Annotated in this window: 7 protein-coding genes and 1 pseudogene; 1 reads left to right on the top strand and 7 read right to left on the bottom strand. The window is 66.2% G+C overall.

What is annotated here, in order from left to right:
- Positions 1-145: 145 nt before the first annotated feature.
- From GCN74_RS27765 to GCN74_RS27735, 7 genes are read right to left on the bottom strand one after another with little or no spacing between them, the layout of a single operon-like run.
- A complete protein-coding gene (locus tag GCN74_RS27765) occupies positions 146-823 on the bottom strand; it encodes a hypothetical protein (RefSeq protein ID WP_226939269.1) in 678 nt (225 codons plus the stop codon).
- Positions 820-2,403: a hypothetical protein gene (locus GCN74_RS27760; protein WP_152259646.1), complete on the bottom strand. Its 1,584-nt coding sequence runs from the start codon at positions 2,401-2,403 to the stop codon at positions 820-822. Before GCN74_RS27760 ends, GCN74_RS27765 begins: the two co-directional genes overlap by 4 nt.
- 21 nt (positions 2,404-2,424) lie before the next feature.
- Complete coding sequence (locus GCN74_RS27755) at positions 2,425-3,630, bottom strand: type II secretion system F family protein (RefSeq protein ID WP_152259645.1); 1,206 nt, start codon at positions 3,628-3,630, stop codon at positions 2,425-2,427.
- Entirely contained in the window at positions 3,630-5,333 is a 1,704-nt protein-coding gene (locus tag GCN74_RS27750; protein WP_152259644.1) for a GspE/PulE family protein, read from the bottom strand. The genes GCN74_RS27755 and GCN74_RS27750 overlap by 1 nt, the downstream gene beginning before the upstream one ends.
- A gap of 7 nt (positions 5,334-5,340) precedes the next feature.
- Complete coding sequence (locus GCN74_RS27745; protein WP_152259643.1) at positions 5,341-6,417, bottom strand: tetratricopeptide repeat protein; 1,077 nt, start codon at positions 6,415-6,417, stop codon at positions 5,341-5,343.
- Between the two features lie 28 nt (positions 6,418-6,445).
- Positions 6,446-6,715: a PAAR domain-containing protein gene (locus GCN74_RS27740; protein ID WP_152259642.1), complete on the bottom strand. Its 270-nt coding sequence runs from the start codon at positions 6,713-6,715 to the stop codon at positions 6,446-6,448.
- An 11-nt stretch (positions 6,716-6,726) separates the two neighbouring features.
- A complete protein-coding gene (locus GCN74_RS27735; RefSeq protein WP_193317469.1) occupies positions 6,727-7,569 on the bottom strand; it encodes a M15 family metallopeptidase in 843 nt (280 codons plus the stop codon).
- Between the two features lie 223 nt (positions 7,570-7,792).
- Between GCN74_RS27735 and GCN74_RS27730 the strand changes: the two are divergent.
- Positions 7,793-8,058, top strand: a pseudogene (locus GCN74_RS27730) (hypothetical protein); the annotation flags it as partial.

The following is an 8,058-nucleotide window of genomic DNA, read 5'->3' as shown; positions in this document are numbered from 1 at the left end:
GCCGCGGGCGCCCCGTAGCGCTGCGCGTCGAGCTGGGCGCGCTGTTCGGGCGACAGGAACAAGCGTCCCAGCTGGGGCGGCTGTGCCTGGGCCTGGGCCGCGAGCGCGGCGCCGGCCAGCAGCGCGCCCAGGACAAGGGCGCGCCTCATGGCCGCCCCAGCACGGGCACGCTGCCCAGGGTCAGCCACAGCAGCTCGCATTCGGCGCCCAGGGTGGGCGTTGCCCCGTTGCCGGCCCCGGCCGATGCCTGGCGCTTGAGCGTGCAGTCCTGCACGGCGAAATAGCCGGCCAGGCGCAAATCGTCAAACAGGTTCAGCAAATCCATCTCGTGCAGCATATCCATCTGCAGGCGCATGCGGCTGCCGCGCAGATGATATTGCCCCATCACCAGGGGCAACGGCACTTGCAGTACTTGCTGGGGGCTGATGTCATAGCTGATCGGCAATAATTTGCGCTGTTCCTGGCTGCGGCGGATGGCGTCGATCCAGGCCAGGCGGTTTTCCTCGCCGATCAGTCCGCGCTGGCGCAGGGCCAGGAACTGCGGTTCGTAGGCGCGGATTTCCTGCTTTTCCGCTTCCGCGTGGTTGAACAGGGTGGCCGCCGCCGCGCGCGTATGCTGGGCCAGGTCCAGCTGCTGCGCTGCGCGCATGCGGTAGGCGGCGGTCAGGCTCAGCAGCAGCAGGCTGGCCAGCAGGGTCAGCGCAAAGCACAGCAGGGCGCCGCGCACCAGATGCAGTTCGCCCAGCCAGGCGGGCAGGGTGCGCGTGGGCGTGCCGGCCCGCTTCATGCCGGGCAGGGGCGGCTGCTTGACGGGGCCGCTCATGGCTGCCACGCGAGCAGGAGGGTAAAGCGGGCCTGGCTGTCCGGCGCGGGCGCGGCGCTCTTGCCGGACAGGGCCACGCTGGAGCGCAGGTCCAGCGGCGTTTCTTCGATGGTCACCTGCATGCCGGGCTGGCGCGCCAGGGTTTGCGCGAAGGCCGTGATGGCGGCCAGTGCCGCGCGGTAGTCATTGTTCGGCATGGCCACGTCCGCTTCCAGGCGCAGCGCCTGCGGCGGCGCCAGGGGAATGCCGGCCAGGGCGCTGCCGGGCGGCCCGCCTTGTTGCTGCTGTTGCTGCTGCTGCTGCTGCTGCTGCGCTGGCTGGCTGCCGGCCGCGCGCGCGGGCGCCTGGCCCGCATGCCAGTGCAGCTGGCTGAGCGCAACCTGCGGCGCCTGGTCCAGCGCAGCGCTCAGCAGGCCCAGCAGCCGGCCCGGTTCCGGCGCCTGGCTGGCGATCATCTGGCCCAGGGTGACGGCCACTTTCATGTTCTGCGTCTTGGCCGGCGCGGGCGGCTGTGTCGACATGACGCTGCGGTAGCGTTCCTGGTACGACGCCGTCTCCTGCGCCAGGCGCTGCGTGGCGCCGTCGTCGGTGATGCCACCGAGCAAGTTAATCGCGCACCACAGGGCTGCCGACGCGCCGATCAGCGCGCTGGCGCCATACAGCGTCTTGCGCGCGCGCTGGAAGTGGTAATAGCGGGCCAGCGCGCCGGGCGGGTAGTGGCTGGGCGGCGGCTGCTTGCCCAGCAAGGTCAGCAGCAATTCGTCGGCCAAGGCGGGCGTCTGGCGCAAGCCCACCCGCGCGCCGGCCAGCTGCAGGTCGATGAAGTGGTAAGCCACTTCCACACCGTTGTCGCACAGCAGTTCGAGCTTGGCGATCTGCGCGGCCGGCGCCAGGATGACGGTATTGAGCACGTCGCCGCGCGCCAGCATGCGCGTGCTGGTGAGAAATTGCCGCGTTTTTTCCGTTTCCAGCGCGATATTCACGGCCACGCCGTCGAGCGCGATGGTGGCCGTCTGGCGCGAAAAGCGCAGCTGGCCGTTTTCGTAGTAGCTTTGCCGCAAGCCGCCCGATTGCTGCGTCACCAGCAGCAGGTGTTCGTGCGCGATCGACAGTTTTTTTACGAGGGCGATGCTGAGCAGGCTGGTCGAATAGATGCCGGCCACGGGGACGCGCAAGTGTTCGAGCGCTTCCGTCCATGGCTGCAGCAGCGACGGGTTGGTCAGCGCGAAGAACAGCACCTGGTCGTCGTGGCGGCCCGTGCTTTCGCGGCCCAGCAGGGTGCTGCCCCGGTAGGGCGTGTCGCGGTGCAATTGCTGCTTGCGCCGTGCCAGCAGGGCGCGCCCCGCCTTGCCGCGCACGTGGGGCAGCAGCTGGCGCTGGAAATCTTCCTCGATCAGGTCCGTCAGCAGGTAGGCGGGCACGTTTGAGCGCTGTGCCTGCGGATCTTCCAGCCACGCGGCGAAGCCGTCCAGTCCGGCCGCGCTGGCGGGAAAGACGTGGCCTGGCCCCAGCACGCCATGGTTCCAGTCGTAGGCGCACAGGGCGTCGCTGGTGATGTAGAGTAATTGTTTGCGGAACACGGCGGTCTCAGGCCTCGAATCTCAAGTTTTTATCGTGCTGATGGTGTCGTAAATCGGCCCCAGCACGGACAGCATGATCCAGCCCAGCAGCAGGCCCAGGATCACCGTCATGGCGGGCTCGATCATGGCCTGCACTTTTTCGATCAATTCCTTCACTTCGCGGTTGTAGAAATAGCTGACATTGCGCAAGGCCGTGTCCAGCGAGCCCGTCGCTTCGCCCACTTTCAGCATGCGGATCACCAGCGGCGGGAAGATGCCCGTATGCTGGAAGGCGGCGGTGACGCCGTAGCCTTCGCTGATCAGCTGGGCGGCGCGGCGCAGGCCGGCCGCCACCACCTGGTTGCCGGCGATGCCTTCGGACAGGCGGATGCATTCGAGGATGGTGATGCCGGACGCATACATGAGGGCAAAAAACGTGGCGAAGCGGGCCAGGATGATCTTGTGCAGCACGGGGCCGATCAGCCACAGCCGCAGTTTCAAGCCATCCCACGCATGGCGTGCCCCATCGCTGCGGCGGACGAGCGCGCGCAGGCCGAAGAACAGCAGCACAGGCAAGCTCAGCAGCAGATACCAGTAATCGATGAAGATATTCGATACGGCAATGAGCACGCGCGTATGCAGCGGCAGCTCGCCGCCCATGTTGCGGATGAACGCCGTCAGCTGGGGCACCAGGTAGATCATCAGGAAAAACGTCACGGCCGCCACGACGATGGCCACGATGATGGGGTACATGATGATCTTGCGCGTCTGCGAGGCCAGCTCGTCCTGCCACTTCAGACTTTCCGACAGGTTCTTGAACACGTCGGCGATCCTGCCGCTCTGTTCGCCCGCCAGTATCAGGCTGGTAAACGTGGCGTCGAAGATGTCGCCATGCTGGGCCAGTGCGCCCGACAGGGGCAGGCCGCCCTCGATGCTTTCAATCAGATCCGTGACGACTTCGCGCAGGCGCGGGTGGTCCGTGCTTTCGCGCAAGTCGTTCAAGCCTTCCAGGATGGGCACGCCCGCGCCCGTCAATTGTTCCATGTGGAAGCAGAAATTGATGAGGTCGCGGCGGTGGATGATGCGTTTGCCCAGCAGCACCAGATACTGGCCCGTGATCTTGCAGTCGATCAAGTCGAGCTGCATGCGGTGCAAACGCGCTTCCAGGTCCGGCACATTGGCCGCCTCCATGCTGCCGGGAATCAGGGCGCCGGCGGCATCCATGGCGCGGTAGACATATTGCGCCATCAGAGCAGCCTTTCCGTCAGGTCGACCACGCGGCCCACTTCTTCCAGGGTGGTTGCGCCTTCCCGCACGCGGCGCATGCCGTCGTCGACGATGCCCTTGAAGCCGGCCGCGCGCGCGGCGGCCTTGAGCTCGCGCAAACTGGCGCGGCGCGCCGTCAATTCGTCGAGTTCGGCCGTCATCTTGAGGATTTCCATGATGGCCAGGCGGCCCTTGTAACCGTGGTGCGCGCAGCGCTCGCAGCCCGCGGCGCGGCAGATGGACACGGGCGCATCGTCCGCCGCCAGGCCCAGCAGGCGGCGCTCGACGTCGTCGGCGATCACCGTTTCCTTGCAATGCGGACACAGCCGGCGCACCAGGCGCTGCGCCACGATGCCGATGATGTTGCCCGCCATGATGTCGGGCAGGATGCCGATGTCGAGCAGGCGGGCCACGGAACCGATGGCCGAGCTTGTGTGCAGGGTGGAATACACCTGGTGGCCCGTCATGGCGGCCGCGAAGGCCATTTCCGCCGTTTCGCGGTCGCGGATCTCGCCCACGAGGATGATGTCCGGGTCTTGCCGCATCATCGAGCGGATGCCGTCGGCAAAGCCCAGCTTGACGGATTCGTTGACGGAGGTCTGGCGTATCATGTTCATCGGATACTCGACCGGGTCTTCCAGGGTCATGATGTTGACGCTTTCCGTATTGATATGGTTGAGTATCGAATACAGGGTGGTGGTCTTGCCGCTGCCCGTCGGGCCCGTCACTAGGATCACGCCGTCGGGGCGCGCGATCATCAGTTTCAACAGGTTCAGTTCCGGCTCGGCCAGGCCCAGCGCATCCAGCGGCACGATGCCTTTCTGCCGGTCCAGCACGCGCAGCACGACGTTTTCGCCATGCGTGGTGGGCTGCGCGGACGCGCGGAAGTCGATTTGCCGCCCGGAAAACTTGATGCTGATGCGCCCATCCTGCGGCGCGCGCGCCTCGGCGATATTCATGTTCGACATCACCTTCAGGCGCACGGCCATGGCGGGCCAGTACGATTTGTGCAGGCTGCGGATCTGCCGCAGAATGCCGTCGATGCGGTAGCGGATGCGCAGGAACGACTGTTCCGGCTCGAAATGGATGTCCGAGGCGCCATTCTGCACGGCGTCGGCCAGCAGGGCGTCGATCAGGCGCACCATGGGCTGGCTGTACTCGTCCGAGGGCGAGGCCATGCTCTGGTAGCTGACTTCGCCCGTCTCGATTTCGTGCAGGATGCCGTCGATCGACAGCTCGAAGCCATAGTACTGGTCGATGGCGCGCGAAATGTCGGATTCGTTGACGAGCACCGTGGAAATCGTGATGCCCTTGACCAGCATGGCGCTGATCTGGTCGAGCGCGACGATGTTGCTGGTGTCGGCCATGGCCAGGATCAGGTTGTCCGCCTGCCGTTCATAGACGATGGGAAAGACGCGGTAGCGCTTGGCCACGTCCTTCGGGATCAGTTTCAGGGCGATGGCGTCGACCACCAGGCTGGACAGGTCCGCGCTCACCTGTTTCAGGTTTTCGCTGAGCGCCTCGCGCACGGTGGCTTCCGTGACGAAGCCCAAAGTGATCAGCAGCTTGCCCAGCGGTTCGCTGCTGCGCCGCTGTTCGATCAGGGCGATGCGCAGCTGGTCTTCGCTGATCACGCCTTTCTGGATCAGCAATTTTCCCAGTGGAAGTTTTGCCTGTTCTGCCATGTAGCGCTTATTCCGGACGGGTGATGATGATGGCCGGGTCGGCCGGGGCCGGGCCTGTGCTTGCGCCTGCCGCCGGCGCGGGGGCCGCCAGTTCGCGCAAGCGCGTTTGCACCACGGACTGGTCGAAGGCGGCGGGCGTGGTCTGCGCCAGGGTCAGTGCGCGCTGGTAATAGGTGGCGGCCAGCCTGGGCTGGTTCAGGCGGTCCAGGCCCACGGCCAGGTTGAAGGCATAGTCGGGATTGCCGGGCGCGGCGCCGTAGGCGCGGAAAAACTGCTGCTGCGCTTCATTCCAGCGGCGCTGCTTGGCGTACACATTACCCAGTGCAAACAGCACGGGAGCGCTGTCGGGGCTGCGCGCCAGGATGGCTTTCAGCCTGGCCTCGCTCTGCACCACGTCGCCCTGGCGCAGGCCGATCAGCCCGGCCAGCGCTTCGCCATCGTCCGGGTTGATTTCCAGCAAACGCACGTACAGGGCTGCCGCCTGCGCACCCTGGTTCTCGCGCAGGGCCACGGCCGCCAGGCCCAGCAGCGCATCGCGGTTGTTGGCATCCTGCCGCAACACCGTTTCATATTGCTGACGAGCAAGATCCAGCTGGCCCCCGTTGAAGGCCTGGTAGGCTTGCTGCACGCCGGGATTGATTTGCGGCGCGGCCGCGCTGCGCTGCACCTGGATCTGGCTGTTGTCGGGCGCGGCCACCGGAGGCAGGCTGGGCGGTGCGGGCGGCGCCATGTGCGCCAGCTGCGCCGCCACGGCGGCCTGGGCGGCCGCCTGTATCATCGCCTGCTGGCTCATCGCCTGCTGGTCCGCCGCACCGGCTGGCTGGCGCGCATCGCGCGGGTAGTCCGGCGGCAAGGTCGCGGGCGAGGGCGTGGCCTCGGGCTGCGCGGCGCCGGGGACCGGCACCACCACGATGGGACCGGCCACGCCGGCTGTGCCCGGGGCGTCCGTCAGCGGCATGGGCACGCCGGGCAGGTTGGCGCCCGCGCCGGGACTGGTGCTGGCGCGCCAGTACCAGATGGCGCCGCCCCAGCACAGCGCAAACACGGCCAGCACCAGCAGGCAGCGCCGCAGCCACGCGCGCATCAGCGCTCTTCCTTGTGCAGGCGCGCGCTCATGCCTGGTCCGTGGTGCTCTGCTGGCTGGCGATCAGCACCGCGCCGCAGCTGGTCTTGTCGCCGTGGCGGGCCACGGGGCGGCCATCGACGACCAGGCTCGGGTCGCCGCTGACGATGGGACAGACGCCGTGGCCGGGCAGGGGGCAGGCCACCTTGTCGCCCACCCGCGCGATGCCGATGCCGCCGCTGTCGCTCACGGCCGATGCTTCGAGCACGGTACCGCCGTGCGAGGTTTTATCGCCCAATCTGATTACCGGACCCGCCATATGCGCTCCTCTCAGTTTTTCTTCATCACACCGGGCAAACGCAGCTCGGTATGCCCGAAATCCATCATTTTCCAGCGTCCGCCCCACGTCATGCCCACCGATTCGGCCACTTCGCCATACAATTGATAGCCGCGCATGGCCCACGGGTCCTTTTCCGAGATGACCAGCTTGCCGTCGCGCAAAAACGCGCAGTCGGCCGCCAGGCCGTACTGGTGCCAGCTTTGAAACGCGGCCGCGTTGCTCACGCTCGGTCCCATGGCCGCCAGCGTGTTTTGCCGCTCCGGACTGCGATAGCCTTCCAGCAGCGCCATGTCGTAGCCATGCTTTTCTTTCATTATTTTAAAGATAAGCAACAAACGTTGCGCGTATTCCGTATTCAACAGTGTCCAGTTGCGGCTGGCCGAGACCAGCAGGGGCCGCGCCAGCCGTACTTCTTCCGTGGCAAACACGAGCGGCGGGAGGTCGACGGGCGGCACCAGCTGCTCGCCCTGCAGCAGGTTGGCCACCTGGACATTCATTTCGCGCGTCGACACATCGTAGGCGCCCAGCATGCGCTTGCTGTCGGCCATGAGGGCAAGGACCGTCGGCAGGCTGATCACGGCCATGCCCGCCAGGCACAGCAGGTAATGGCGCCGCAGGAAGGCGGCCGTGTGGCCGAGCGCGGCAGTCCCGCCCTGGCACACGCTGGCCAGGCCCGCCTGCCTGCTTCTGGCAAGGCGGCGGTAGTACGCGGCGAGGCGCTGTTCCGCGCCATTCATGGCTTGCACGACAAAATCGCGGCCGGCCGGAAACAGCGCCAGCCAACTGATCAGGCATGCCAGTATGAAATACAGTGCCACCGCGAGTAGGAACACGCGCACCTCAATCAAAAGAATGTTGGGCTGCAGAATTTGTGATATCCCCGGCCTAATGCCATGGCGGGGGCACCGATATTGCTCAGGAGTATATCTTACAAAACTGCTAATTAACGGACTGTGCATTTCAATTGTGCGGGGGTGCGCACTGTTGATTTTATGGCACGCGTCATGATTTTGTTGAATAGCGTAATCTCTTGCAAATATTACAGGAGCTCACATTTTGCGACCTCACGACGACAGCCCCAGGGCCTCGGTCCGGCCCAGCTTATTGACGCCAGCGCAGCAGGCCGAGGCCGACCGTAACCGTATCCTGACCACGCTGCAAGGCGGCAAGGCGGGGGCTGTCGCCGGCGGCGCGCCGGGCGGCCGGCGCGCCGTACGCTATGGCACAGGGGCGGCGGCTGCCCTGTTGCTGCTGGCGGCCGGGGTCTGGCTGGGACAACGGGGAGCGGATGGCCAGGCGCTGGCGCCGGCCGCCTTGCCGGC

The organism is Janthinobacterium sp. FT14W (assembly GCF_009208755.1).
Classification (GTDB): Bacteria; Pseudomonadota; Gammaproteobacteria; order Burkholderiales; family Burkholderiaceae_D; genus Janthinobacterium; species Janthinobacterium violaceinigrum.
The sequence above is the reverse complement of the archived record's forward strand: the minus strand, read 5'-3'. Positions and strand labels throughout refer to the sequence as shown.